This window comes from Sorangium sp. So ce185, assembly GCF_051526825.1.
Taxonomy (GTDB): Bacteria; Myxococcota_A; Polyangia; order Polyangiales; family Polyangiaceae; genus Sorangium; species Sorangium cellulosum_D.
This window is the reverse complement of the sequence record NZ_CP150316.1, coordinates 6,954,371-6,978,133: the sequence shown is the minus strand read 5'-3', so window position 1 is coordinate 6,978,133 and position 23,763 is coordinate 6,954,371. Positions and strand designations below refer to the sequence as shown.

Annotated in this window: 17 protein-coding genes; 12 read left to right on the top strand and 5 right to left on the bottom strand. The window is 73.8% G+C overall.

What is annotated here, in order from left to right:
- Positions 1 to 91: 91 nt before the first annotated feature.
- Positions 92 to 841 carry a hypothetical protein gene (locus WMF26_RS25335; protein ID WP_437994773.1) on the bottom strand — a complete coding sequence of 250 codons (750 nt, stop codon included), beginning with the start codon at positions 839 to 841 and terminating at the stop codon, positions 92 to 94.
- A gap of 156 nt (positions 842 to 997) precedes the next feature.
- The gene (locus WMF26_RS25330; protein ID WP_437994772.1) at positions 998 to 1,723 is read right to left on the bottom strand and encodes a tetratricopeptide repeat protein; all 726 of its coding nucleotides are present in this window, start codon (positions 1,721 to 1,723) and stop codon (positions 998 to 1,000) included.
- Positions 1,724 to 1,957: 234 nt separating this feature from the next.
- Between WMF26_RS25330 and WMF26_RS25325 the strand changes: the two genes are divergently transcribed.
- The 4 genes from WMF26_RS25325 to WMF26_RS25310 all read left to right on the top strand — a co-directional run bounded on the left by WMF26_RS25325 (position 1,958) and on the right by WMF26_RS25310 (position 8,213).
- Positions 1,958 to 3,232: a glycoside hydrolase family 1 protein gene (locus tag WMF26_RS25325; RefSeq protein WP_061621601.1), complete on the top strand. Its 1,275-nt coding sequence runs from the start codon at positions 1,958 to 1,960 to the stop codon at positions 3,230 to 3,232.
- Positions 3,233 to 3,257: 25 nt separating this feature from the next.
- Positions 3,258 to 5,084: a radical SAM protein gene (locus WMF26_RS25320; RefSeq protein WP_437994771.1), complete on the top strand. Its 1,827-nt coding sequence runs from the start codon at positions 3,258 to 3,260 to the stop codon at positions 5,082 to 5,084.
- A 579-nt stretch (positions 5,085 to 5,663) separates the two neighbouring features.
- The gene (locus WMF26_RS25315) at positions 5,664 to 7,259 is read left to right on the top strand and encodes a peptidase M10 (protein ID WP_437994770.1); all 1,596 of its coding nucleotides are present in this window, start codon (positions 5,664 to 5,666) and stop codon (positions 7,257 to 7,259) included.
- 141 nt (positions 7,260 to 7,400) lie between these two features.
- Positions 7,401 to 8,213 carry a HugZ family protein gene (locus WMF26_RS25310; protein WP_437994769.1) on the top strand — a complete coding sequence of 271 codons (813 nt, stop codon included), beginning with the start codon at positions 7,401 to 7,403 and terminating at the stop codon, positions 8,211 to 8,213.
- Between the two features lie 48 nt (positions 8,214 to 8,261).
- On the opposite strand, the gene WMF26_RS25305 is transcribed toward WMF26_RS25310, so the two are convergent.
- Positions 8,262 to 9,548 (bottom strand): PAS domain S-box protein, encoded by a 1,287-nt coding sequence (locus WMF26_RS25305; protein WP_437994768.1) that lies wholly within the window; start codon positions 9,546 to 9,548, stop codon positions 8,262 to 8,264.
- Positions 9,549 to 10,053: 505 nt separating this feature from the next.
- Here WMF26_RS25305 and WMF26_RS25300 point away from each other — a divergent pair.
- From WMF26_RS25300 to WMF26_RS25290, 3 genes are all read left to right on the top strand, one after another.
- The gene (locus WMF26_RS25300; RefSeq protein ID WP_437322226.1) at positions 10,054 to 10,329 is read left to right on the top strand and encodes a hypothetical protein; all 276 of its coding nucleotides are present in this window, start codon (positions 10,054 to 10,056) and stop codon (positions 10,327 to 10,329) included.
- A 43-nt stretch (positions 10,330 to 10,372) separates the two neighbouring features.
- The gene (locus WMF26_RS25295) at positions 10,373 to 11,272 is read left to right on the top strand and encodes a PAS domain-containing protein (protein WP_437322225.1); all 900 of its coding nucleotides are present in this window, start codon (positions 10,373 to 10,375) and stop codon (positions 11,270 to 11,272) included.
- 209 nt (positions 11,273 to 11,481) lie between these two features.
- The gene (locus WMF26_RS25290; RefSeq protein WP_437994767.1) at positions 11,482 to 12,642 is read left to right on the top strand and encodes a lysylphosphatidylglycerol synthase domain-containing protein; all 1,161 of its coding nucleotides are present in this window, start codon (positions 11,482 to 11,484) and stop codon (positions 12,640 to 12,642) included.
- A 114-nt stretch (positions 12,643 to 12,756) separates the two neighbouring features.
- On the opposite strand, the gene WMF26_RS25285 is transcribed toward WMF26_RS25290, so the two are convergent.
- On the bottom strand, positions 12,757 to 14,304 hold the full coding sequence (locus tag WMF26_RS25285) for a hypothetical protein (protein WP_437994766.1): 1,548 nt from the start codon (positions 14,302 to 14,304) through the stop codon (positions 12,757 to 12,759).
- 236 nt (positions 14,305 to 14,540) lie between these two features.
- On the bottom strand, positions 14,541 to 15,125 hold the full coding sequence (locus tag WMF26_RS25280) for a DUF1801 domain-containing protein (RefSeq protein WP_437994765.1): 585 nt from the start codon (positions 15,123 to 15,125) through the stop codon (positions 14,541 to 14,543).
- 106 nt (positions 15,126 to 15,231) lie between these two features.
- On the opposite strand from WMF26_RS25280, the gene WMF26_RS25275 reads away from it, so the two are divergent.
- From WMF26_RS25275 to WMF26_RS25255, 5 genes are all read left to right on the top strand, one after another.
- A complete protein-coding gene (locus WMF26_RS25275; protein ID WP_437994764.1) occupies positions 15,232 to 15,747 on the top strand; it encodes an N-acetyltransferase family protein in 516 nt (171 codons plus the stop codon).
- A 30-nt stretch (positions 15,748 to 15,777) separates the two neighbouring features.
- Positions 15,778 to 20,121, top strand: a complete 4,344-nt coding sequence (locus WMF26_RS25270) for a protein kinase domain-containing protein (RefSeq protein WP_437994763.1) — start codon at positions 15,778 to 15,780, stop codon at positions 20,119 to 20,121.
- 231 nt (positions 20,122 to 20,352) lie between these two features.
- The gene (locus WMF26_RS25265) at positions 20,353 to 21,717 is read left to right on the top strand and encodes a hypothetical protein (RefSeq protein WP_437994762.1); all 1,365 of its coding nucleotides are present in this window, start codon (positions 20,353 to 20,355) and stop codon (positions 21,715 to 21,717) included.
- A gap of 95 nt (positions 21,718 to 21,812) precedes the next feature.
- Positions 21,813 to 22,730, top strand: a complete 918-nt coding sequence (locus tag WMF26_RS25260) for a DMT family transporter (protein ID WP_437994761.1) — start codon at positions 21,813 to 21,815, stop codon at positions 22,728 to 22,730.
- Between the two features lie 81 nt (positions 22,731 to 22,811).
- Positions 22,812 to 23,747, top strand: coding sequence for an alpha/beta fold hydrolase (locus WMF26_RS25255; protein ID WP_437994760.1), 936 nt, complete (start codon positions 22,812 to 22,814; stop codon positions 23,745 to 23,747).
- Positions 23,748 to 23,763: the final 16 nt, after the last annotated feature.

Below are 23,763 nucleotides of genomic sequence, written 5' to 3'. Positions count from 1 at the left end.
CGTATGCTGTCCGGACAGCGCGAGGTCAAGCCAGCGCCACGGCCCCCGACCCCCTCACCGCCGCGCCGCGCCCGCCCTGCTGCGCTTACGCCTACGGCCCGGCCGCCGCCATCGCCTCCGCCGGCGTGCGCTGCGGCGCCTCGCCCGCGCCGGCCGCCACGCCGTCGATCCGCAGGTCCGCCCCGTCGACCCGCGCGATCGCCTGCCCGAACCACCGCCCGATCCGGGAGCGGAGCCCCCGGGCGAGCTCGGGCCGCGCGCCGGCCCGGGCCAGCACCTCGAACAACGACGTCTCCGGAGAGGCGGCGACGTCGACGATCTTGCCCTGGGGCGTCTCGCCCGACACCGCCTTCGCGATCGCCGCGAGGAGCGCCTCGACCGGGATCGCGTCCTTGAAGGCCTCCGCCACCTCCGGCGGGATCAGCACGCGCCGGTCCCCGAGCGCCCGCGCCGCGCCCGGCGGCAGCACGCGGAAGAGCGGCGCAGGCCTGAGCACGATGTACGGGGCGCCGTCCCGCCGGATCCGGCGAATCCCCTCGTCGCCGTCCGGCCGCGACGTCACGACGAGCAGCGATGTCACCCCGGGGGCGCGCGTCGCCGAGAGCGCGGCCGCGAGGAGCCCGGCGGAAGGCGAGGGCGAGGGCGGCGTCGCGCCGCGCCACGGGACCGGCTCGATGACCGCGATCGCGGTCGCGCGCGCGTCGAGCGCGGCCTGGAACAGGTTGCCGCGCTCCGCGGTGGCGTGGGCCGCGTCCACCCGGCTGTGCGCGATGCCTCGCTGCGACAGCCCATCACAGACCTGCTCCGTGAGGGCGGGATCCTCTCCGGTGATCAAGAGCATGACAGGGCTCCTCCTCGGCTGGCGTCGACCGATCGCTAGCCACAGGAGCTCTCACCGTCAATGGCTGCTCCCCTGTCCGACGCGGACGAGGCTGCGGTATCGGGGGCGGATCCCCTGTCCGACACGGACGATGCTGCGGTATCGGCGCGGCTCCGATCACCGCCCCTGGCGCCGCGGATCCGCCGCCCGCCCCCGCGCCGGCGCCGCGGCGTACAGCGCCAGCGCGCGCCGCACCGGGCCGCGGTCGGCGCCGCCCGCCCGCACGGGATCGGCCTCGCCGACGAGCACAGACAGGGCGCGCGCCTGCGTCCGCGCCGCGGCCTCCCGGGCGGGATCGCCCGCCTGCGCGGCCAGGGCCGAGAGCCGCCGCGCCACGCCGAGCGCCGCCGGCAGCGCCCCCGCGGCCACGTATGCGGCCGCGAGCTCCTGGAGCAGGCCGGCGTCGTCGCCCCGGAGCGCCACCGCCGCCTCGAGGTCGGCGATCGCCTCGTGGCGCCGCCCCTCGCGCGCCCGGAGCGCCGCCCGGGCGCGGTAGCCCTCGACGAAGCCGCGCACGTGGTCCAGCGCCACCGTGTAGGTGCGCTCCGCCTCGCGCGGATCGCCCGCCCGCTCGTACAGCGCGCCCAGCCCGAGGTACGCCGGACCGTAGGTGGCGTCGAAGCGGACCGCCTCCAGGTACCGCGACAGCGCCACGTCGGCCTCGCCGGCCGCCGCGCGGGCCGCGGCCTGCCGCGTCAGCTCGGCGGCTTGCGCCGTGGCCCAGCCGACCCCGTCCGCCCGGGCCGGCGCGGCCCCGTGCAGCAGCGCCGCGGCGACGGCGAATGCGAGGGCGCGCGCTCCCCGTCCTGCGCCCGCCGCACCTCCGCATCGCACCGCGCGCACCGGTCGGTAGCGTACCGGCGCCCGGCCGATCGGGCAATCGCCGCGCCCCGCCCGGCGCGCGGCCCCGCCCCGCCCGGCGCGCGCCCCGCCTCCACCGGCGCGCCGCCCCGCTGCGTGCCGCCGTACGCGGCACGCTGGTCACGCCGGTCACGCCGCAGCGCAGCGCGCCTCGGGGGCGGCGCTCCTCGCGCGGAAGGCAGCCGCCCGGCGCGAGTTCGCGTAGGATGCGCGGCCATGGGTGAGGACCTGCGCTTCCCGGACGCCTTCCTGTTCGGCACTGCCGCCTCTGCCACTCAGGTCGAGGGGCACTGCGCGCAGAGCGACTGGGCCGCGTTCGCGCGCGAGCCGGGCCGCGTCCGCGGCGGCGATACGCCGGACGACGCGTGCGACCAGCTGCACCGCTTCCGCGAGGACGTCGCGCTCCAGGCGCGGCTCTGCATGGGCGCCCACCGGCTCTCCATCGAGTGGGCCCGCGTCGAGCGCGAGCCGGGCGAGTTCGATCCGGCCACGTGGGACCACTACCGCGACGTGCTCGGCGCGCACCTCGAGGCCGGGATCACCCCGATGGTCACCGTCCACCACTTCACCCTGCCGCGCTGGGTCGCGCAGCGCGGCGGCCTGCTCTCGCAGGATCTGCCGGCGCTCCTCTCGCGCTTCGCCGAGCGCGCCGTCGAGGCGCTCGGCGACCTCTGCCAGCTGTGGGTCACCATCAACGAGCCCAACATGCTCGCCCTGCAGGCCCACCTGCTCGGCGTCTGGCCCCCCGCGCGCAGCTCGCCCGTCGAGGCGGTGCGCGCCCACCAGAACCTCTTCCGCGCCCACACCGCCATGTACCGCGCCATGCACGAGGCCGCCGGCCGCCGCGGCCACCCCATCTCGGTCGGCGTCGCGCACCACCTGCGCGTCATCGAGCCGGAGCGGTTCGGGCGCCTCGCCGACCGCATGTGGGCGGCGCTCTTCGAGCGGCTGTTCAACGACGCGTTCGCGCGCGCCGTCTGCGACAGCGGCCTGCACGACTTCTTCGGCGTGAACTACTACAGCCGCGACCTTGTCCGCTTCTCCCCGGCGCACGCGCGCGCGGGCTTCTTCCGGCGCCTCGTCCCCGAGGGGGCCGAGGTCAGCGACCTCGGCTGGGAGATCTACCCGGAGGGGCTCGGCTACGTGCTCGACGCGTGGTGGCCCCGCGCCCGGGTCCCCATCTACATCACCGAGAACGGCATCGCCGACGCCGACGACGACCAGCGCCCGAGCTTCCTCGTGCGGCACCTCGCCGAGGTCGCGCGGGCGATCGAGCGCGGCGTCGACGTGCGCGGGTACATGCACTGGTCGCTGCTCGACAGCTTCGAGTGGGCCGAGGGCTACGCCCCGCGCTTCGGGCTTGTCGAGGTCGACCGCGCGACCCAGGAGCGCAGCCCCCGGCCGAGCGCCGAGCTCTACGCGCGGATCGCGCGCGCGCGCCGCATCGACGCCGCCGGCGCGTCGCTCGCGGGCGGCGCCGCGCCCGCGTGACCCCAGCACCGGAAAGGCAGGACCGATGCGCATCGCGCTGCTGTACCCACCGCCCTGGAAGATCCCCGCGCCGGGGGAGGCGCCCGACACGAGCGGGGACGGCCCGCCGGCGGACTACCGCGAGGGCGATCTCGACCCGGACTTCCACCAGACCCCGTACGGGCTCTACTCGCTGGGCGCGCAGGCGATCCGCGCGGGCCATCAGGTGAAGGTGCTGAACCTCTCGTCGTACCCGTTCTCGCAGGTCGAGCGGGTCGTGCGCGAGCTCGACGCGGACGTCTTCGGCATGTCGTGCTGGACCGCGAACCGGCGCGGCGTGGCGCTCACCGCCCGGAGCATCCGGCGGCTCCACCCCGCGGCGCACATCGTCGTCGGCGGGCCGCACGCGACCCCGCTCGCGGCCGAGATGCTGCGGCATCACCCCGAGATCGACACGGTGGCGCTCGGCGAGAGCGAGCTCGCGTTCCTGGAGCTCCTCGAGCGCCTCGAGGCCGGCCGGCCGGCGCTCGGCATCGCCGGCACGGCCTACCGCGTCGACGGCCGCGTCGAGCTCGGCCCGCCCCGGGCCGCGATCGAGGATCTCGACGCGCTCGAGTCGCCGCACGACCACTACGCCACGCACATCGTGATGACCTCGCGCGGCTGCCCCTGGGCCTGCACGTTCTGCGGGGCCGAGACGACCTGGGGCCGCGGCTTCCGGGGCCAGTCGGTGCCTTATGTGCTCGACGCCCTCGAGGCCGCGGTGAACAAGCTGCCCGTGAAGATGGTCCAGATCAAGGACGACACCTTCACGACGAACCGGAAGCGCGTCATCGACATCTGCCGCGGCATCCGCGAGCGGAAGATCTCGTTTCTGTGGAGCTGCGACACGCGCGTCGACGTCCTCGGCGACGACCTGCTCCGGGAGATGCGCCTCGCCGGCTGCCAGCGCCTGAGCCTCGGGGTCGAGTCGGGCTCGCCGTCCATCCTGAAGAACATCGACAAGAAGATCACGGTCAAGAAGATCATCGAGTCGACCGAGCTCGCGAAGAAATACGGTATCCAGGTCCGCTATTACATGATGCTGGGCAACCGCGGCGAGACGGCGGAGACGTTCCGGGAGACGCTCGCGTTCCTGGAGGCGGCGAAGCCGCATCAGTACATCTTCTCGTGCCTGTCGATCTACCCGGGGACGAGGGACTTCGACGACGCGGAGGCGGCCGGCTGGCTCGAACGCGAGGTGTATTTCCGCGGCGACTTCCAGGAGCTCAAGACCCCGTTCGACGCCTCGGAGGAGGACACGGCGCTGATGAGCGCGTGGTTCGAGAAGAACAAGGGGTTGCGCGAGCTGTACCGCGAGGGGGTGGAGGAGCGGCGGGCGATCCTCGCGCGGCTCGGCGATCACCACGCGGCGCACCTGGAGCTCGGGATCGCCTATCTCGACGCGGGGCAGCTCGATCTGGCGGAGCGGCACGCGGCGCGGGCCCTGGAGCTCGGGTATCCGTTGCCGGGGCTCGCCCACAACGCGCTCGCGTGCGTCGCGGCGGCGCGGCGCGACTGGCAGGCCATGCAGGACCACTTCACGGCGGCGGCGAAGCGCGACCCGCAGCACGCGGTGCTCATCCGCAACGTGCAGGCGGCGCGGGCGTGGTACGCGAAGGGCGGTCCGGACCGGGGGCTGCCGCTCGATCTGGTCGCGCGCTGCGACTTCCAGCTGCTGGAGCGGACGGCGCAGCCGGCGTTGCCTGGGCCGCTGCCGGAGGACTTCGCGGTGTGGCCGCCGGCGGCGCCGCGGCCCGCGCCGGCGCGGCCGGCCGAGGCGGGCGGGCGCGAGGCGGCGGCGCAGCGGGGGCGGCTGCGGGTGGTGCCGTAGCGCCGGGCGGCGTGGCGAGCAGGCCGGCAGAGATCACCTGGCGGCGGTCGGTCCAGCGCCTTCGCGAGAGGATGGATCGGGCGGGAGAATGAGATAGCGAACAACTGGACCCGCGTGGGTAAGCCGTAGCCCGGCGCCGCCCCCCCGCACCGTGGGAACGCGAGCGCTCGCTCTGCCATCGAGCAGCTCGAGCGATACCGTGAAACGTCGCACGCGGGCAAGTGGCACGGTGCCATCAGGTGCCATCCCCGAGCTGACACGTGCCACCGTGGCTCGTGGCCGCTGCCGCGCCGGGCGCTGGTCTCCTGCGCCTCACGAGCTGGTATCGACGCCATTGCGTGCGGTGAGGTCGCGCGGCGTCGTAATCATACAGGAGGGGCCGTTTCGTCGCGAGATGGTACGGCCGTTGCTTTGTGCGCGCCCTGACGGCGAGCGCGGCCGAAGGCGGCTCGTCATCCATTGGAAGCCGTGATGCGCCCGGCCGGAGCGCCGGCACGAAGCGCGGTGCACGGATTGACCATCCTTGGAGATTCGAACATGCCGCTTGCTGCATACTCGCGTCCTCTCTTCGCAATTGGCTTGTTGCTGGGGCCCCTCTCGCTCGCCGGATGCTACTCGCCGGAGGGGGACACGCTCGAGGAGGACACGGCCGACGAGGAGCTCGTCGCGACGGCGGGGTCGCGCCCGCTCATGTCGTACGAAGAGTTCCGCAAGACGCTGGTCTGGGTGCCGTCGAAGGGGGTCTGGGTCGCCGAGGGTGACATACCGCTCCGCGGCGAGGAGGGGATCCGGAAGTTCTACGAGGATCATTACTCCCCCTCCGGCGCCCTGACCGTCACTCGCATCGGCGGCTCCAACAACATCTGGAACCGGGCCGACCGGCTGAGCCTGACCTATTGCGTATCGCAGTCCGCGTTCGGCGCCGACTACAACCGCGTCGTGGACGCCATGCAGCAGGCGGCCGCAGCGTGGGAGAACGCCGCCAACGTCCGCTTCGTCCACGTGGTCGCCCAGGACACGAACTGCACGAACACCAACAACAACGTGAAGTTCAACGTCACCTCACCGGCGCCGCCCCCCAGCAATGGCTTTGCCTTTTATCCGGACTCGCCGCGCGAGTGGCGCGAGTTCCTGCTGACCTGGGATCCCACCTGGTCGACGGACTGGCGCCAGCCCATCGGCGTCATCATGCACGAGCTGGGACACGTGCTCGGGTTCGACCATGAGCACATCCATGTGCCCGGCTCGCCATGCGAGGATCCCACGTCAACCGCGGAACTGGTGACCGAGTACGATTCGCTCTCCGTCATGCACCGTACCACGTGCCAAGGCAGCACCAACACGACCGGGGCTTTCTTTTTGTCCCAGCGCGACATCGAGGGAGCGCAGGCGCTCTACGAGGCGCCCACGAACGTCGCTGACACGACGATCTCGGGGACCCTGTATGCCCGCAAGCGCTCCAATGGCGACATCTACAAGAAGAGCGGCTCGACGTGGACGAAGGTCAGCGGACCCGTGCAGGCGTTCCTCACCATCGGAACTACCCTCTACGCGCTCGGGTCGAGCTTCGGGAACGTCCTCGAGTACAGCGGCTCCGGGACGACGTGGACGACGATCGGGGGCTCGGCGAACCAGATCTTCGTCTGCGAAGGCGCGCTGTGCGCGACCAACTCCGACGGCGACGTCTACAAATACAGCGCCACCACCAACACCTGGACGAACATCGCCGGTCCCGGCGCGTCGTTCGAGTCGACGGCCGGCTCGCTCTATGCCCTGAGCGTCGACCAGGGCGAGGTCTGGCGGCGCCTCTCGGGTACGTGGACCAACGTCGGCGGTGCATTCGCGGATCTGTTCGGCGCGGGCTCGTCGATGTACGGCCTGACGCGGGACCGGCAGACGCTGAAAAAGTACTCGGGATCGGGCACGACCTGGACGACGGTCGGCAGCGCCGGCAGGCAGTGGCAAGGACAAGCCAATGGGGCGTTCTACGCCCTCACGCCGGACGCCGGCGCCGTCTACCGCTATGACGGCACCGGGACCAACTGGAGCTACGTGGGTGGCGCAGCGGCGCGCCTGTACGGCACGCACGATCTGTACGCCACGGAGACGAACGCCGAAGACATCTGGGTTTACAATGAGGTAGGGAACAACTGGACCTACGTGGGTAAGCCGTAGCGCGACGCCCCCGCTCCGCGGGAGCGCGGGCGCTCGCTCCGCCGTCGAGCAAAGCGAGCGCGACGCACCGCGGAGCGCCCCTGAAGCCGCCGCCGACCGGGCAGGTTCCCGGCAGCCCCGTGGGTGTGCTACCCGCACTCCATGTCGAAGAGCGCAGACCACGGCCGTCCTGATTCCACCCCTGAGACAGCGCCCTCTGCACAGACGGCCCCGTCGCCGAGCCACGCCGAGCGCTGCCGCACCCTGGCGCAGCGGGCCCGCGCCGCCACGCTGTGCACGCTCGCGCGCGACCCGGCCGGCTATCCGTACGGCTCGCTCGTCACCGTCGCCGTGGACGCGCACGGTCGGCCGCTGCTGCTGCTCTCCGCGCTCGCCGAGCACACGGGCAACCTCAAGGCCCGCGCCGAGGCGTCGCTGCTCGTCGCCGAGCCCGCCGAGGGCCGGGCGGACCCGCTCGCGCTCGGGCGGATGACGCTGATCGGGCCGTGCCGCCCTCTCGAGGCCGCCGAGGCGACCGCCGCCCGCTCGACCTTCCTCGCGGCGCACCCGCGCGCGTCGTATTACGTGGATTTCACGGACTTTTCCTTCTACCGGCTCGACCCCGTGTCGATCCGCTACGTCGGCGGCTTCGGCCGGATGTCGTGGGTCGACGCCGCCGACTACGCGGCCGCCGAGCCCGATCCGCTCGCGCCCGACGCGGCGCGCATCCTCGAGCACATGAACACCGATCACGCCGACGCCGTCCTCGCCTATGCGAAGGCGCTCGCCGGGATCAAGGACGCCACCGGCGCGACGATGACCTCGGTCGACCGTTACGGCTTCGAGCTCGACGTCATCACGCCGGCGGGGCCGAAGGCGGCGCGGCTCGCGTTCGACGCGCCGGTCTCCACGAGCGACGAGGTGCGCAAGGCGATGGTGGCGCTCGTGCGCGAGGCGCGGGGCCGCAGCGCCTGAGGGACGGGCGCGACGAGGGGCATCGAGCCCCCGATCCTGCCGCGACCGTCACCCTCCGCGGCGCCGCGCGCCGCCCGGCCTGCTCCCGCGGCGCGAGCGCCCGAGCGCGTGGTGGAGCCCGCTCTGGAGCGAGCTCAGCGTGGCGATCCCCTGGAGATCGATGCCGATGCCCACCATCGTCTGCGCGACCTCGGGGCCCACGCCCGTGAGGATGACCTCCGCGCCGAGCAGGTTGACCGCCTGGGCCGCCCGGATCAGCGCGTCCGCGATCTCGGCGTCCACCACCGCCACGCCGGTGACGTCCAGGATGACCGTGGCCGCGCGCTGGGCCACCACCCCGTGCAGCAGCCGCTCCAGGAGCTGCTCGATGCGCACCCGATCGAGCCGCCCGACGAGGGGCATCACCAGGATCCCCGCGTCGAGCGGGATGAGCGGCGTCGACAGCTCCCGGATCGTCGCCTCCTGCGCGTGGATCATCTGCTCTTGAAGGGCCGCCCGCTCCACCTCGGCCCGCCGGAGCTCGGTCACGTCGTACCCCTCGGCGATCACGAGGACGCTCTCGCCCGACGCATCGACGATAGGCTTCATCTTGAGGTCGAGCGTGGCCGCGCGCCCGCCCGCCCCGCGGATCTCCAGCTCGCACGAGGATCGCGCGCCCGACGCCGCCGCCTCCACGCACGCCCTCAGCCGCTCCTCCACGCCCGGCGCGCCGCCCCAGAAGGGGGCGCGCCAGAGCGGCTCGCCGCGGCCCTGCTCGGGGCGAGCCCCGGTGAAATCGGCCATGGTCCGGTTGCACTCGAGCAGCTCCCCCCTCGGGGTGAGCAGGCTGATGAACATCGACGTCCCGTCGAAGATCGCTCGAAACTTCTGCTCGCTCTCGCGCAGCGCCTGCTCGCGCCGCAGCTGCTCGGTCAGCGGGCGCGAGAAGGCCGAGAAGAACCGCTCGTCGCCGCTCCGGACCAGGTGAGAGCTCACCTCGACGTCGATCAGGTGGCCGTCCTTGTGGCGGTGCCTCGTGATGAAGCGGAGCGACCCCTTCGCCCTGATCTCATCCATGATCGCGGCGGCCTCGTGCGCCGGCTGCGGGTCGATCTGGCCAATGTGCATCGTCAGGAGCTCGCTCCGGTCGTAACCCACGATGCTCGCGAAGGATGGATTGCAGTCGAGGATGTCACCGTTCATCCCGAGGACGTGGAACCCCTCGACCGCCGCCTGCAGGATGAGCCGCGTCCGCTCCTCCCGGCGCCCGAGCTGCTCGTGCAGCCGGTCGATCTCCTTGCGCAGGCCGGCGTTCTCCACCCGGAGCCGCTCGATGCTGTCGTGATCTGTCGCCACTTCGCTCTTCCTTCCGTCTTCCCCGCCGTGGCCGCCGAGCCCACCGACGCCGCTTCCCCCGCGCGCCGCGGCGCTGCAGGGACGATAGCCGATCTTGATGCCTCACCCGGCTCCCGCCGGCCCGCGCGCGCCCTTTCCGCCCGCGGACGGCGCGGCGGACAACCTCAGCAGATCGGATGAAACCTGCGCGGCACGGCCCCCGCCTCGGCCCAGCTGCCCGCGCCGCGCCGCGCCGCGCCGCGCGGCGCGGAGGCGCACGAGCGGCCGCGGCGCCGAGCGCGCAGCCCGCGCGCGGCCCGAGCCGCGCACGACGCACGCGCCGGCGCGCCGCGACGGCACCGCCCAGAGACGCGCCCCGCTCCGCAGCGGCGTGTGATCTGGATTACCCCTATTGAGTTCGAGTCAATGGGTGGGATGTACGTGCGATCACGCTGTTTGTTGACACCTCCCGTGACAGCGAGTCCAATGTTTCCGCGAAGCGCGGCGATCAAGGAAACGCGAAGGCATGGGATCCTCGGACAGCACCCGTCGATGTGAGCGCGCCGGGCTGGTGGAGCTCCTCGGGCGGACGCTCGGCAGCGCCGCGGCGGCGGAGATCGTCGACCGGCAGGGCGAGCGGCTCGGGCTGAGGGAGCCCATCCTGCCGCTCGAGGCGGCGTACGAGGTGCTCGACTCGCTGGCGGCGATGCCCGGCGTGATCGGCGCCGCGGCCTGCGTCGCGCGGACCGAGCTGCGCGTCGCCTCGGTCCGGCGCCGGCTGGAGCGGCGGAATCGGCGGTAACCCGGGGCCCGCGGCGGGGCCGGAGTGAATCGAGAGGATCTTCATGTCTTCGGAACCAGCGAGTCGACCCATCCTCGTCGTGGACGACAATCCGGACATCCATGTGTTGATGGAGCGGATGCTCGTGCCCAGGCCGCTCCACGATCCGGAGATGATCCGCGGGCTCCTGGCCCTCGAGTCTCGCCTGTTCGGCGCCGAGGCGCCCGAGGAGGCCCCCGACCTCCTCCACGGCCTCAGGTTCACCATCGAGTCGGCCCACTCGGGCATGGATGGAATCGCGCTCGTCAAGGCCAACCCGAGCCGGTATTTCCTCGCCTTCGTCGACATGCGGATGCCGCCGGGCATCGACGGCATCCAGACGATCAAGGGGATCTGGAGCTTCGCGCCGGACATCTACACGGTCATCTGCACCGCCTACTCGGACTACAGCTGGGACGAGATCGCGAGCGAGCTCGGGTGTCCGCCGAACCTGCTCATCCTCCGCAAGCCGTTCGAGGCCATCGAGGTCCGGCAGATCGCCACCACCATCGCGCGCATGTACGACTCGCTCTCCGGCGTGAGGACGTCGGTGAGCCAGCTGGAGGAAGAGCTCGTGATCGCGATGGAGAGCGTGTCGCAGCTCGAGGAGCGATCGAGGGCGCTCCTCGCCGAGATCGCCGAGCCGTGCCTCTTGCTCGACAGCGCGGGGGAGATCCTCGGCGCCAACCCGAGCGCCCACGACCTCTTCGGCGTGGACGAGAAGCTCCTTTACGGGCGCGACGTCGCGTCGGTGCTCGTCGACGTGCAGGCGCCGCTCCCGGCCGCCCGCGCGGTCGCGCGGAGCCGCCTCGTCTGCCCGCACAGCCGCGCGCGCGAGGCGAGCGTGACGCTGACCCCGCTCGGGTCGCAGCCCGGCGCGGGGGGCGAGTTCATCGCGCGGATCCGGGTGACCCAGGACGCGTGAGCGCGCCGGCGCGGCGCCGCCGGGGGCCGCCCCCGCCGGCGCGGCGCCGCCGGCGGCAGACCAACTCGATGTGTCGCGGCGGGGTCGCGCGCGCGCCATGAGGCCGCGACGCGCCTGAGCGCTCGGAGTTGCGCGCGTGTCATGAGGCCGCGACGCGCCTGAGCGATACGAGCACCAGCGGGGCCGATGGGCCCGTGCGCGAGCGTGCGATGACCCTCCTTGCCCACGACAAGCCGCCTCCCCAGGCGAGAGCGCGCCCTTCCGCGGGCGCCGTCGCGGTGAAGTGGCTCGGGGCGGCGGTGGCCGCGGCGGCGCTCTGGAGCACGCTGCGCGGCGCGGATCTCCCGGGGGTCGCGGCGCTCCTCGCCTCGGCGCCCGCGCCGATGATGGCGCTCGCCCTGATCCCCAACCTCGTCGCGCGGCTGCTCCAGGCCGAGGCGAGCCGGCGCGTCTTCGGCGCGCTCGCGCCGCCCGCGCCGTTCGGGCGGTACCTCTCGCTGACGCTGTCGACCGAGGCGCTCACCATGAGCGTCCCGGCCGGGGCCGCCCTCTCCGAGTCGGTCACGTTCTACCTGCTCCAACGGTGGTGCGGTGTCCCGGGGCCGCAGGGCATCGCCGGCATCGCGGCGCGCAGGTCGCTGATCCTCCTCGCGAACGCCGCCTACGTGGCGATCGCCCTCGCGCTCGGCTTCGGCCACCTGGAGCGCGCCTCGGGCCCGCTGCTCGGCGCGCCCGGGCTCCCGTGGCTCGTCGTCGTCTCCGGGCTCGGCCTGCTCGCCGCCGCGCTCGCGCTCGCGGGCGCGCTCCTCTCGGGCACGGTCGCGTCGCGGCTCTTCGCGCAGCTCAGGCGGCTGCCGGGCCGCCGCGTGCGGGCGTACGTCGAGGCGAGGGCCGCCGGCTTCTCCGCGCTCGATCGGCACGCGGCCGCGCTCGGGAGGCGGCGCGGCGCGCTCGCGTCGGCGGCGCTCCTCCTGCTCGCGATGTGGCTCGCCGAGGGGCTGGAGACGCTCTACCTGCTCCGGCTGCTGGGGGTCGACGTCTCGCTCGCCGAGGTCCTGTCGTTCGAGGTCGTCCTCGCGCTCCTCCGCGCGGCCGCCTTCATGGTGCCGGCCGGGCTCGGCGTGCAGGACGCCGGCTACGTCGCCTTCCTCGGCGCGCTCGGCGTGCCCGCCGCGGCGACGGTCGGCGCCGCCTTCGTCCTCCTCAAGCGCGCCAAGGAGCTCGTCTGGATCGCCCTCGGCCTGCTCGTCTTCTTCGGCGGAAGGGCGGTGTTTCGCCCGCTGCCCGAGGTGGCTGAGCCGGGTCGCATGCCCTCGGCGCGCCCGTCCCCCGCGAGGTGCCATGATGTGGAGAAGCGCGAGGTGTTCTGATGGACGGCGCTGCGGCGGAGTGCGCCGCGCGACGGACACCCTCCCCGAGGGCCTGAGAACCTCCAACGGAGCAGCGTTCTGGCGACGCGCACCGCAGCCGCTACCCGGCGCGCCTCACGGGCCGAACGCCGCGACGAGGATGTCTTCGCCCCCAGCGAAGGGGAGCGGGCCGGTGCCGAGGTCCAGCGCCGCGTTCATGCTGCCCGCCAGGGCGATCGCGCCGAGCGGAGAGACGGCGAGGCTGACCCCGGGAGTGTAAGACGGCTGCGTCCAGAGCTCGGTCCCGCTCGCGTCCAGCTTGGCGAGACGCGCCCCGCGGACGAGGATGCCGCCGGCGGGATCGCCGATCATATTCGTAACGTAGCGGAACGGGCGGCTGAAGACATGCTCGCCGCTGGGGTCCAGCTTGACGAGGACGTATCCTTTGGGAAGCACGCCGCCGCCGAAGTCGACGTCTCCTTGTGAATGGCCGGCCACGAAGATCTCGTCCGCGGCGTTGACCGCCACGTGGTGGGCCATCGCTCCCCGGTTACCGATCTCGGGGTCGGGGTGCCCCGGGTCGCTGGTGTTGAACTGCCGTGTCCAGAGGACCTCGCCCGCCGGCGTGAACTTGTGGACGTAGAACGTCTCCACGCAGGGGCAGAACCCGGGACCGTTCTGGTAACCCATGGCGACCACCGCATTTCCGGCGCTGTCGACCGCGAGGCTCCTGTAAGTAGGGTACTCCGATGAGTTCATGAGGCCGGCCGTCCAAAGGTACTCGCCCATGGCGCCCAGCTTCACCAGGCTGGCGGTAAGGGCGGTTTTGAGCACCACGTACACGTCGCCGAGGGCGTCGGCCGCGATGTGCTCCGCGAAAATCAAGGTGCCGCCCTGGCTCCAGATGTGGTTGCCGTCGCCGTCGAGCTTCGCCATGAAGCTTACGCTCTCGAACTCGAAGCCTGGGAGCGGGCCTCCGCCGAAGTCGACGCTGTCCTCGTTGTCGAACCCGTTTCCGAGGTAGGCGCCTGCAATGATGACGTCGCCGTTCGCGTCGACGGCCACGGCGGAGCCTTCCTCGTCAAAGCGCTTCCCGAAGCGCTTGCTCCAGAGCAGCTCACCCGACGAATCGAGCTTGAGGAGGAAGATGTCCGTCTTGCCGGCGCTCGTCAGCGGGCCAGCACCGAAGTCGACCGTTCCCTCGAAGCTCCCGATGACATAGAAGTTGCCGTCGGCGTCGCTCGCGATGGAACGGCCCCGGTCGAGCCCCGGGCCGCCGTAGCCCCGCGCCCACGCCGGCGCAGGAGGGGTGCCGCCGCTGCCGCCGGTGCCACCGTCGCCGCCGTCGCCGCCGGTGCCGCCGTCGCCGCCGGTGCCGCCGGTGCCGCCGGTGCCACCCTCGCCGCCGTCGCCGCCGTCACCCCCGATGCCGCCGTCGCCGCCGTCGCCGCCGTCACCCCCGAAGCCGCCGTCACCCCCGAAGCCGCCGGTGCCACCCTCGCCGCCGGTGCCGCCGTCACCCCCGAAGCCGCCGGTGCCGCCGTCGCCTCCGGCACCGCCGTCGCCGCCGCCGCCTATCGGCTCGCACGCGACGGCCGCGACGAGGACCGCGATCGAGCCCGCGACCGAGGCGCACCTGTGGATCCAGGAACGAGAACCGATTCTATCGGACTGGGTGGTCATGCCCCTCCGATGCTCGTGGTCGGGAAGACATTCATCCGGTCCGCTTCAGGCCCGTGCCGCCGAGTCCGGAGAGCGTGGGGGGCGGCGCTGCGGCGGAATGAGCGCGTCTGTCGATCTGCGTTCTCTCTCTCTTCAGGCCGCTCGCGACCCCCAGCGCCACCGGCAGCCTGAGCTGCCGGCCTATCGCATCATGAGCTCACCTCACGCGAATCCCACGCGTCGCGCGCGCCAGAGGATCAGACCCATCGAATCCATTCTCGCAGGATGGCCTCCAGCGCAGACCGCTTGGCCTGGATGTCCTCTCCACCGCCGAACGTCACAAGGCAGCGGTCCTTCGCGAGCCACTCCAGGAGACCCGCTGGGTCCGCGATCTTCACGCCGCTCGTCGCGGTCTCCTTCACCTTTGCCCCCATGTGGAGAACGAGCCGGACCCCCTCCTTGCCGCGCAGGTTGAACGTCGCGAAGTACTCTCGGGTCCGGAAGCTCGGCGCGTTCCACTTGATGCCCTCGCGGATCTCGGGGCTGACGCCGAGGATGATCTGCCGAACGGCCTCGATGTCGTCCTTGCGCGGATGGTCGAGCTCGCGCAGGAACGCGACCACGGCCTGGTCGTGCTGCGAGCTGCCACTCTCGCGGGGGGCGGGCGCGTCCTTCCGCGTCCTCGCGCGCGGCTTGCTCGTTTTCTCGAGGGGGCTCGTCTTCGCTTTTCCAGGGGCCAAGGAGACAGCTTCGCCGAGCGGCGACGCCTCGACAAGGCCCATTGGGCCCTCCTCGAGCGCGATGTTGGCGGCGGCGGGGCCGCTCAGGGAAGGGTCATGCACCTTCGATGCTCGCGGTCCGGACATCCACCCGGTCGGCTTCAGGCCTGCCCGCCGCCCCGGCGCCTTCGCTGGCATCGTTGCTCGCCGCTTGATATCGCGGATCGCCATGAGCTCCGCAACGACCCTGCGCGCCGACCCCGCGCACATCCCTCTCGTCCTCGACATGATGGTGGACTTCAACGCCGGCGAGGAGATCCCGTGGGATCGGGGCGCGGTCGAGGCGAGCCTCCGGCGGCTGCTCGCCGACGCCGCGCTCGGGTTCGTCGTGGTGGCGGTCACCGCGCGCGGCCTCGAGGGCTACGCGGTCGTGACCTTCAACTTCGATCTGGAGTTCAGGGGCCGCGACGCGTTCGTGACCGAGCTCTACGTGCGCCCCGCGGCGCGCGGCGTAGGGCTCGGCCGGCTCCTGCTCGCCAGCGCCGAGGCGATGGCCGTCGAGGAGGACGCGCGCGCTCCACCTCCTCGTCCGGCCCGACAACACGCGCGCGATCGCGCTCTACCGGGCCAGCGGCTTCGTACAGACGCCGCGGGTCATGATGACCAAGGAGCTCGCGGCCGCCGCGCCGCGGTCCGACGGGTGAACGCCGGAGGGCACCTTCCGGCGGGTTGCGCGCCGGGCTAGCATCGCTGCCCGAGAGGCCAACCCCCGCGGATGCGCTGCTTTCTCTGCCATCGCCGGATCGGCGCCGCCTCGGGGTGCCCGCTCCACGGCGGCGCCGCGACGGAGCCCGAGGTGGACGCGGCGGAGGCCGCGCCGCAGGTGCCGGGGTTCGATGGGCTCCGCCTCCTCGACGAGGGCGGCTTCGCGCGCGTGTTCGCGGCCTCGCGGCGGGAGGACGGCCTCGCCGTGGCGCTCAAGGTCGCGCGCCATCGAGGCGATCCGCGCTTCGCGCGCGAGGCAGCCGCGCTCCGCCGGATCGGGCCGCCCGCGGCGCCGCGGCTGCTGGGGGGAGGCGAGCTTGAAGGCTTTCCGTATCTGATCCTCGAGCTCCTCGCCGGGGAGACGCTGGCGCGCTGGATGGAGGCGCTCCCCGGAACGGGCGCCGCCGCGCCGGCCGAGGCGGTGCGGCTCGTCGAGGCGATCGGCGCCGCGGTCGACACGGCGCACGCGGCCGGCGTCGTGCACCGGGATCTGAAGCCGGAGAACGTGATGCTGCGGCAGATGGGCGGCCCGGCGGCGGAGATCGCCCTCCTCGACTTCGGGCTCGCGCGGCTCGGGGAGGCGGACGGCGCGACGGAGGAGGGGCGCGGGCTCACGCGCACGGGGCTCCGGCTCGGCAGCGCGCTGTACATGGCCCCGGAGCAGTGCATCGACGCGCACGACGCCGACGGCCGCGCCGACCTGTACGCGCTCGGGGTGGTCGCGTTCGAGCTGCTCACCGGGCGGCCGCCCTTCGTGGGAGAGGCGTCGGCGGTCGTCCACGCGCACGTCTCCCGGCGCCCGCCGCGGCCGTCGGAGCTCGCGCCCATCCCACGAGGCGCCGACGAGGTCGTGCTGCGCGCCCTGGCCAAGGCGCGAGAGGAGCGCTTCGGGTCGGCGCGCGCTTTCGCCGGGGCGCTCCGGGCGGCGCTCGAGGGCGTCATGGTCCCTTGTGCGCCGCAGCGGACCGGCCGGCCGGTCCAGGAACCGATGCAACCGGTCCAGGAACCGATGCAACCGGTCCAGGAACCGATGCAACCGGTCCAGGAACCGATGCAACCGGTCCAGGAACCGATGCAACCGGTCCAGGAACCGATGCAACCGGTCCAGGAACCGATGCAACCGGTCCAGGAACTCATCCAGCCGCCCCCGCCCCCCCGCGACCCCGCTCCGGGCGGGCCCGCCCCCCCGCGGCGTCGCCCCGTGGCGCTCCTCGCCGTCCGCACCGGCGCGCCCGTGGACCAGGTCGCCGGCATCGCCGCCACGTTCGGCGGGCGGCTCGCCCGGGTGCAGGACGGGCTCCACGTCTTCGCCTTTCCCGGGGCAGCCCGCCCGGCCGCCCGCGCCGCCCTCCAGGCGGCCCGGCGGCTCGTGGCCGCGCTCGGCCAGACGACATCGGCGGCCGTGCACGTCGCCGAGCTCCAGGTGCGCGAGGGCGCCGCCGGCGTGGTGTTCGCGGGGCCCGCCCTCTCGCGGCCCACGAGCTTCTGGCCCACTGGCGCGCCGCGGCCGGTCGCGGTCACCCCCGAGGCCGCCGCCCTCCTCCCGGACGCGGCCGCCCCCCTCGACGCAGGCGGCGAAGCCGAAAGCGACGGCGGCGCGAGCGGCGCCGCCCCGCCCGAATCCCCGGCGGCCGAGCTGCCGCTCCGCGGGCGAGACGAGCTCGTCGCCGAGATCGCCGCCCACGCGCGCGCGGCGTGGCGCGACCGCGCGCCGCTCCTGATCACGCTGCTCGGCGAGGTCGGCCACGGCAAGACGCGCCTCTGCGACGCGGTCGCCGCGGCGCTCTCGGCCGAGCCCGGCGCGCGCGCGATCGCCGTCGCCGCGCGGCCGCCCGACGTCGCGGAGCCGGCGGGGCTCGTCCGCGCGCTGCTCCGCGCCGCCCTCGCCCTCGACGACGGCGCGCGCGCGGACACCATCCGCGCGGCGTGCGGCGCGCGGCTCGGCCCCGAGCTCGGCCCCGCGTCGTGGCCGGCTGTCGCCTTCGCGCTCGACGCCCTGCCCGACACCGAGCCCGCGGTCGCCGCGGCGCTCGCCGCGCCGGGCGCGCTCCGCCAGACGCTGGCCCGGGCCGCCGGCGAGGCGCTCCGGCGCGCCTCCGAGGAGCGCCCGCTCGCGCTGGTCGTCGACGACGCGCAGTGGGGCGACCAGGCCGGCCTCGACGCCATCGAAATCGCGACCCTCTCGGGCTCCCGCGCGCCGCTCGCGATCCTCGTGGCCGCGCACCCCGCGCTCGCCGCGATGCGCCCGCTGCACGGCGAGCGGGCCGCGCGCTCGATCCAGCGGACCCTCCCGCCGCTCGACCCGGCCGCGGCGCGCGCGGCGCTGCTCGACCGGCTGCGTCCGGTCGAGTTCGTGCCGGAGCCGGTCGTCGCAGGCCTGCTCGAGGCGGCGCAGGGGATCCCGCTCTTCCTGGTCGAGCTCGCGGCCGCGCTCCGGCGGGCCGGCGCCCTCCGGAAGGTCCGCGGCGGCCCGGGGTGGTACCTCGCCGGCGACGAGATCGCGCGCGGCGAGGCGGCGCCGATCATGGACCGCCTCGCGCGCCGCGCGCTCGCCGGCCTGCCGCCCCCGCTCGCCGAGCTCGCGGAGGTGTGCGCCGTGGCGGGCGACGAGCTCGAGGTCGACGAGATCGGGCGCCTCCTCGACGAGGCCGCGCGCGAGCGCGCCGTCGGCGCCTGCGGGGGTCTGGACCCCGGCGTCGGCCTGTCCCGCCTCGTGCGTCGCGGCCTGCTGCGCGTCGCGGACGCCGGCGACGGGCGCCGGCTCGCGTTCGCGCACCCGCTCCTGCGCGAGGCGATCGAGGCCGAGGCGCCCCCGCCCTTGCGGCGGCGGCTGCACGGGATCGCGCTCCGCCGCCTGCTCGCGGCGCCCGCGGAGCGAGGCGCCCGCCTCGCGCGGATCGCGCGCCACGCGGCGGCGGCGGGCGCGCACGCCGAGGCGGCCGCGGCGTGCTTCGAGCTCGCGGAGGAGGCGCGGCGGCGGCACCTCTACGTCGACGCGGAGCGGCACTACTCGGCGGCGCTCGCGGCGCTCGCGGCGACCGAGGCGACCGAGGCGACCGAGGCGACCGAGGTGACCGAGGCGACCGAGGCGCTCTCGGCGACCGAGGCGACCGAGGCGACCGAGGCGACCGCCGCGGCCGCCCCGCCGCCGGGGGGCGCGGCGAGCCGGGTCGCCGTGCTCGCGGGCCGGGGCAAGGTCCGCTACCGGATCCAGCGCTTCGACGACGCGGCCGCCGACCTCCGCGCGGCGCGGGCGCTCGCCGAGGCCGAAGGCGACCTCTCCGCCGTCGCGGAGCTGCTCCTCGAGGAGGCCACGGTCCTCGACTGGAGCGACGATTACGCGGGCTCGCAGGCGCTCGTCGCCCGGGCGGCGCCGCTCGTGGCGCGGATCGGGGACGCCGCGCAGCGGGCGCGCTGCGAGGTCGCGGTGGGCCGCGGGCACTTCCGCCGCCAGGAGCTCGAGCAGGCCATCGCGCGCCTCGCGCCCGCGGCCCGGGACGCCGGCGCGCTGGGCGACCACGAGGGCTGCGTCATCGCGCTGCTCCTGCTCGCCCCCGCGCTGGTCTACGCGGGCCGGCTCGACGAGGCCGAGGCGCGGTTCCACGAGGTCGTCGCGCGCTGCGAGCGCGTGGGCGACCGCCTGCACCTCGGCATCGCGCTCATGAACCGCCTCACGCTCCGCCTGATGCGCGAGGATCCCGAGGGCGCGCAGGGCGACCTGCGCGCCGCCGTCGCCCTGGCCCGCGAGCTCGGCAACGCGTACCTGGAGCGCGGCCCGGCCCACAACCTGGCCGAGCTGCTCTACTGGAGCGGCGAGCTCGCCGAGGCGCTGCCGCTCGCGGTCCGCGCCTTCGAGCTCCAGCGGCGGTTCTTCCAGGCGACCCCGGTGCCCGACTACGCGCTGCTCGTCGCGCGGATCCACGCCGCCCGCGGCGAGCTCGACGAGGCGGCGCGCCACCTCGACTGGGCGCTCGGGCAGTGCGATCTCGGCGCCGCGCCGCCGGTCACGCGGGTGCTGTTCCGGCTGTGCGCGCTGCTCGCGCAGGGCGGGGGAGGGAAGGGAGGGGGGCGGGACGCCGGGGGGCGGGCGGCCGGGGGGCGGGACGACGAGGCGTGGGAAGCGCTCATCGCCGAGGCGCGGAGCGCGTCGCTGCTCAGCGAGCTCATCGAGATCCTCTGCTTCGCGGCGGCCGACGCGCTGACGCGGGGCAGGCGCGAGGAGGCCCGCCGGTGGCTCGGCGAGGCGGCGCAGACCTCCTTTGGCCAGCGCTTCTGGAAAGGCAGGCTCGCCCACCTCGCCGCGCGGCTCGAGCGGCTCGAGCGGCTCGAGCGGCTCGACGAGGACCCCGCGTGAGCGCCGTTCGGGGGCGCCTGGGGCCTCCGGAGCGACAGGCCCCCTCCCGGCTGTCGCCGCGCAGGCGACAGCGAGGCCGCGGCGCAGGCCTGGAGGGCGCGGGATCCGGCCCCGGCGGCGCTGGCGCGACGCGTGCTAATGCGCTCATCGCGGCCCATCGCGCCCGTTGCGATGCGTCGCGCGCTGCCGCGCGACGCCGCGCCGCGCTCCCTCCTCGTGAAAGGCGCAACGATGAACCTGAGATCCGCTCGCCTCGCCCTCGCTGCCTCCTCCGCCCTGTGCCTCGCGACGAGCGCCGCGTCGGCGCTCGACAACGCCGTGCCCGCCGGCACGATCCTGACGACCCCGGCGTCGATCAAGATGATGGTGATCGGCAATCACCTCCGGCTCGAGGTCCTGGCCGGCAACCTGCTCACCACCAACGCTGACAACCTTCGTGAGCTCACCCAGCGGCCGCTCGCGAGCGCGTCGTTCGCGGAGGGCCCGCTCCATCGGGCCCTGCTCGATCCGCACGCGCGCGACGTGATGCAGGCCCTTGTGGAGTGCGCGCTCCGGCCGGACCAGGTCGTCTCGTGGACCACGACGGCGTCCGAGCTCTCGGCCGTCGACGCGGGCGCCACCGTCAGCTCCCCCGAGAGCGATCTCTCGTGGGCGATCCCGCAAGGCGAGAAGCCGTCGCTCAACCCCGTTGTGGTCGAGTGGCAGGGCGCGGCCAGGCTCTGCCCGGAATGGGCTGACGGCGCGCCGTCGCCCCAGTGCCAAGAGCTCGTCTCGGCGTGCCTGCTCGCGAGGAACAACGCGCGCGGCGCGCACGTCGACCTCTCGCTCCGCTGGGAGCCGCTCTCCGAGGAGGGCTCGTCGGACGCGCAGGCGGAGCCGGGAGCGATTCAGCGGGTCATGCAGGACTATCCGGTGCAGGAGGGCGCGTTCTTCGGCAATCTGTTCGACCCCGAGAAGCTGAACACGGACGCCGAGGTGAAGCTCGAGAAGACGGTCGTGACGGGGACGAAGCTGGACAAGTCGAAGCTCGCCTACCGGATCGTGCGGCCATCGCTCAAGGACGTGCAGGTCGTCTATGAAGATGCTTTCGCCTGCTCTCCTCCCGACCCGCTCCCGTACGTGGTGTGGAGCGACCAGCACCTGCTGATGCAATCGCGCATCTGCGCGATGAGCGGCGATCAGAGTTGGGGGTGCGTCGCGCAGAGCGCCGGCTCGTGCGCCGGGGAGCCGGGTTCGTCCGATCCGCCGCCCGTGTGCGCCGGCGCGATGGAGCCTGGGACTTACGCCGCCTGCTCTTCCGAGGAGGCCGCGTGGATGCACCCCATCACGGTGTTCTTGAAGGACCCCTGTCAGCTCTACTCGTGCAGCGGCCCGCCGCCGTGGACCGAGCAGGGGCCTTACATCTACTTCCCCGAAGATCCGTTCTGGTATCTGCAGGAAGGCACGCTGCCCAACGATCCGTTCGGGGACCCGACGTGGGGCGAGTGGATCGATCCGGGCGCGTTCGATCCGGGGGTGCCCGACCCGGGCGCGTTCGGCGGGCTCGGCGCGCCGCAGGGGCTCGGCGGGCAGGGATCGCTGCCGAGCAACCCGTAGCGCCTGCCCTCCGAGGCGGCGCGGGCATGGCGGTCCGTCCTCGTCGGAGGTCCAGCCCTGGTCCCGGCCTGAGCGGCGCCCTAGTCTGCGCGGCGATGGACCCCGCCGCCGCCCGCGATCAGCGCATCGCCCAGATCCTGCTTTTTCTCACGCCCGCCATGTTCACCGCCAACATGGTGCTGGCGCGCGCCACCGCCGACTTCATCCCGCCGATGGCGCTGGCCGAGCTGCGCTGGTCCGGGGTCGTGCTGCTGCTCTTGCCCTTCTGCGGCGCCGAGCTTCGCCAGCGCCGCGGCGCGCTGGCCCGCGAGTGGCGCGGCCTGCTCGTCCTCGGCCTGCTCGGCATGGGCATCTGCGGCGCCGGCGTCTACCTCGCCGCCGCCACCACCACGGCGACCAACATCGGCCTGCTCTATTCCTTCTCGCCGATCGGCATCATCCTGCTCTCGCGCGCCATGTTCGGCGAGCGCTTGAGCCTGCGCCAGTCGCTCGGCGCGGCGCTGGCGCTCGCCGGCATGCTGGTCATCGTGCTGCGCGGCGATCCGGCGACGCTGCTCCGCTTGAGCTTCACCACGGGCGACCTGCTGATCCTGGTCGCCGCCATGTCCTGGGCGCTCTACGCCGTGCTGCTGAAGCGCTGGCCCAGCGCCCTCGGCGTCACCGCCCGGCTGGCCGCCATCGCCGCGGCCGGGGTGATCGTGATGCTGCCCTTCCTCGCCTGGGAGCTGGCCGTGAAGGGCCCGCCGGCATTCGATGCCCGCACGGTGGCGGCCGTCCTGACCCTGATCGTCGTGCCGGGCGCCGGCGCCTATGCCACCTACAGCTATGTCACAAAGCACCTCGGCCCGAGCCGCACCGGGCTGATGCTCTATCTCTCGCCCGTCTACACCGCCGTCATGGCGTGGCTGTTCCTCGGCGAGGCGTTCGCGGCCCACCACTGGATCGGCGCCGCGCTGGCCCTGCCGGGGCTGTACCTCGCCACCCACAAGCCGGCGCGGCCCGAGACGCGCTGATCGCCATGAGCGCCGCTCATGGCCGCATGAGAGGACCTCGTTTGCTCGTCCCGCCCCGCCGGCGGAGCATGGCGGACGCCCATGAAGCCCTCCGACGCTCACCCTTTGTATCGTCTCGCCTGGCTGGCGCTCGCCGTCCTGCTCGCCGCGATGGCGGGCTGCCGCCCGAGCCCCGCGCCCCCGGCCGCTCACGCGGTCGAGACCACGTCGCCGCGAGCGACCGGCGCGCCCTCCTTCGCGCAAGTGCCGGCTGCCGACGGCACCCCGATCGCCTATGCGATCGCCGGCCGGGGAGAACAGGCGGTGATCCTGTCCCATTGCTGGGGCGGCAGCGCGGACCTGTTCCTGCCGGTGGTCCGGTCGCTTTCGGACCGCTATCGCTTCATCGTGCTCGATCTTCCCGGCCACGGTCGGTCCGGCAAGGCCCGCCGCGCCTGGACCGTGGCGGCCTACGCCGGAGATCTGGAGACCGTCGCCCGCGCGTCCGGCGCGGAGCGGCCCATCCTCGTCGGACACTCGATGTCGGGGCGCATCGTGGTCGAGGCCGCGCTCGGTCCGCTCGCGGGCAGGGTGCGAGGGCTCGTCTTCGTCGATTCGTTCCCCGACGTGGATCGCCTGCCGTCCCCCGTGGACCAGCGCGGCATGCTCGGCGGGCTGCGCGCCGACTTCCCGGGCGAAGTCCGCCGGATCGTGCGGGCGCTCTTCCCGCCCTCCGCGGCGGAGGGCGATATCGAGCGGGTCGCCGCGAGCATCCTCCGCGTCCGCGCGGACACGGCGACAGCGATCCTCGAGGAGAACCTGAGCTACCCGATCCGCGACCGGCTCTCGCTCCTCACCGTGCCGGCGTGGTCGATCGACGCCGACCTCACCCCGACGAACGAGCGCGCGAACCAGGCCCTCGTCCCGGGGTGGCGCGCGCTCGTGATCCCAGGGGCGAGCCACTGGCCGATGATCGACGCCGAGGAGCGCTTCGAGGAGGCGCTCTCCGCCGCGCTCCAGGACCTCTCGCGCCGGTGAGCCCCGCCCGCGGGCG